Origin of the sequence: Mesorhizobium sp. M1A.F.Ca.IN.020.06.1.1 (assembly GCF_004023265.1) — a bacterium.
Classification (GTDB): Bacteria; Pseudomonadota; Alphaproteobacteria; order Rhizobiales; family Rhizobiaceae; genus Mesorhizobium.
Genome location: NZ_RZSR01000817.1, coordinates 1 through 2,750, shown reverse-complemented (window position 1 = coordinate 2,750; position 2,750 = coordinate 1). Strand labels below are relative to the sequence as shown.

The following is a 2,750-nucleotide window of genomic DNA, read 5'->3' as shown; positions in this document are numbered from 1 at the left end:
CCGCTGCGCATCGTCGCCGCGCAGACCGGGCGCGTCGAAAAGGACATCGATGCTCTCAACAAGGACCTGCAGCCGCTGAAATCCTTCGTGCTGAACGGCGGCACGCCTGCCGCGGCAGCCCTGCATTTTGCGCGCACCGTAACACGGCGCGCCGAACGCCTCATGGTGGCGCTGGCGCAGGACCCGGCCGAGCACGTCAACCGCGAAGCGCTGAAATACATCAACCGCGTCTCCGACTTCCTGTTCGTCGCCGCCCGGGCGGTCAATGACAACGGAAATGCCGACGTGCTATGGGTTCCCGGCAAGAACCGCTGACAACCGGGTATGGCGGGAGGGTCCGATGTTCATCCCGCTCTACGATACCAACAGGCTCCGCCACATCCGCCTGCAATATGTGACGATCGGCCTGATCGCCGCGAATGCCTTGGTCTATCTCGCGACCACGCTTGGCGGCGAGAGCTTCACCAATGCCGCAGTGCTTGGCCTCGGCTTCATCCCCTCTGTCGTCCATGACAAGGTGGAGCTGTCGCCCGAATTCGTCGTCATTCCCGAAAGCCTCAGCTATCTCACCTATTCCTTCCTGCATGCCGACATCTTCCATCTCGGCGGCAACATGCTGTTCCTGTGGGTGTTCGGCGACAATGTCGAGGACGCGCTCGGCCATATCCGCTACCTGATCTTCTACCTCGCCTGCGCGGCGGCGGGCGCTTTCTTTCAAGGCTTGGTCGGCTGGGATTCCCAGGTGCCGCTGATCGGCGCTTCGGGCGCCATCGCCGGCGTGGTTGCGGCCTATCTGATCCTCTATCCGAAGGTTAAGGTGTGGGTGTTGGTCTTTGCGCGCATTCCTCTGCGCATCCCCGCCTTCATCCCGCTCGTCCTTTGGATCCTGTTCCAGATCGTGATGTTTGCCGCCGGCGGAGAGGATCAGATTTCCTGGGCCTGCCACATCGGCGGCATCATTGCCGGCGCCGTTCTCGTCCTGGTGCTGCGCAGCCGCGGCGTGCCGCTGCTTGCCGGCGCAGACGGCGAGCCGGACCCGACGCCGAAGGTCCAGAACGTCCCTCTCCCGATCGAGCCCGGACCAGCGCCCGAGGCGCCGGCACAGCCGGCGCCTCGATGGGGCCGCGGCGCGGCGTCGCCGCCAGACTGAACCGATTTGAGTGCGACGTGCATATTGACGCGCCGGATTGCCGCCACTACGGAACGCCACCACAGAGCATGATCCCGAAAAGTGGGAACCGCTTTTCGGAACGATCATGCTCAACCGAAACATCGGGGTGGAACTGCTTCTTGGCCGTTGGAGACCAGAATTCCGCCCGGAATGTCGGCTTTCGACAACTCTGACAAGGCGCACACTGCTATAGCGCGCCCGACTATCTCAGGAGAGGTGACAGGAAAATGAAGATCCTTGTGCCCGTGAAGCGGGTTGTGGACGCGAACGTCAAGGTCCGCGTCAAGGCTGACGGACTGGGCGTCGAGCTTGCCAACGTCAAGATGGCGATGAACCCGTTCGACGAGATCGCGGTCGAGGAAGCGATCCGGATCAAGGAAGCCGGCAAGGCCGAGGAGATCATCGTCGTCTCGATCGGCCCGCAGCAGGCGCAGGAGACGCTGCGCACCGCGCTCGCAATGGGCGCCGACCGGGCCATCCTGGTCAAGACCGACGAGCAGACCGAGCCGCTGGGTGTCGCCAAGGTGTTGAAGGGCGTCGTCGAGGCCGAGAAGCCCGGCCTCGTCATCCTTGGCAAGCAGGCGATCGACGACGACAGCAATCAGACCGGCCAGATGCTGGCGGCGCTGCTCGGCTGGGCGCAAGGCACCTTCGCCTCCAGGATCGAGCTCGCCGGCGATCATGCCAAGGTGACGCGTGAGGTCGACGGCGGCCTGCAGACGGTTGAGCTGAAAATGCCGGCGATCGTGACCGCCGACCTTCGCTTGAACCAGCCGCGCTATGCATCGCTGCCCAACATCATGAAAGCCAAGAAGAAGCCGCTCGACGAAAAGAGCCCGGCCGACTACGGCGCCGACGTCAAGCCGCGCCTGAGGGTGATCAAGACCGAGGAGCCCGGCGGCCGCAAGGCGGGCGTCAAGGTCAAGAGCGTCGCCGAGCTGGTCGAGAAGCTCAAGAACGAAGCCGGCGTGCTCTAAGCGGTCAGGAAAGGAACAGGAAAATGGCAATTCTCCTCATCGCCGAACACGACAACGCAAGCCTTTCCGACCAGACCGCCAAGGCGCTCGCGGCGGCCCTGCAGATCGGCTCGGATGTCGATGTGCTGGTCGCCGGTAAAGGCGCCAAGGCGGCAAGCGACGCGGCCGCCAAGCTGAAGGGTGTTCGCAAAGTCCTGCTGGCCGAGGCCGACGAGCTCTCCGAGCGCCTGGCGGAGCCGCTGGCTGCGCTCGTCGTCTCGCTCGCCGGCTCCTATGACGCGATCGTCGCCCCCGCCACCTCAGCGGGCAAGAACGTCGCGCCGCGCGTGGCGGCCCTGCTCGACGTCGCGCAGGTCTCGGAGATCATCGAGGTGGTCTCGCCCGACACCTTCAAGCGGCCGATCTATGCCGGCAACGCCATCCAGACCGTGCAGTCGACCGACGCCAAGAAGGTGATCACGGTGCGCACCGCCTCCTTCCAAGGAGCGCCCGAGGGCGGCTCGGCTTCGGTCGAGACGGTGAACGCCGCCGCCAATCCCGGCCTCTCCTCCTTCGTCGAGAACAAGCTCTCCGAAAACGACCGTCCCGAGTTGACCTCGGCC

Annotated in this window: 2 protein-coding genes and 2 pseudogenes; all 4 read left to right on the top strand. The window is 64.6% G+C overall.

Translation table 11 applies throughout. From position 1 onward, the window contains the following. A pseudogene (locus EOA60_RS27440) lies at positions 1–315 on the top strand (ATP:cob(I)alamin adenosyltransferase); the annotation flags it as partial. 25 nt (positions 316–340) lie between these two features. Next, complete coding sequence (locus EOA60_RS27435; RefSeq protein WP_095823963.1) at positions 341–1,150, top strand: rhomboid family intramembrane serine protease; 810 nt, start codon at positions 341–343, stop codon at positions 1,148–1,150. Between the two features lie 248 nt (positions 1,151–1,398). After that, complete coding sequence (locus EOA60_RS27430; RefSeq protein ID WP_067319088.1) at positions 1,399–2,148, top strand: electron transfer flavoprotein subunit beta/FixA family protein; 750 nt, start codon at positions 1,399–1,401, stop codon at positions 2,146–2,148. Between the two features lie 23 nt (positions 2,149–2,171). Next, a pseudogene (locus EOA60_RS27425) lies at positions 2,172–2,750 on the top strand (electron transfer flavoprotein subunit alpha/FixB family protein); the annotation flags it as partial.

Bases quoted from the DNA above. Each gene is read 5' to 3' on its own strand.
- EOA60_RS27430 (WP_067319088.1), top strand. From the start codon at position 1,399: ATGAAGATCCTTGTGCCCGTGAAGCGGGTTGTGGACGCGAACGTCAAG.
- EOA60_RS27435 (WP_095823963.1), top strand. From the start codon at position 341: ATGTTCATCCCGCTCTACGATACCAACAGGCTCCGCCACATCCGCCTG.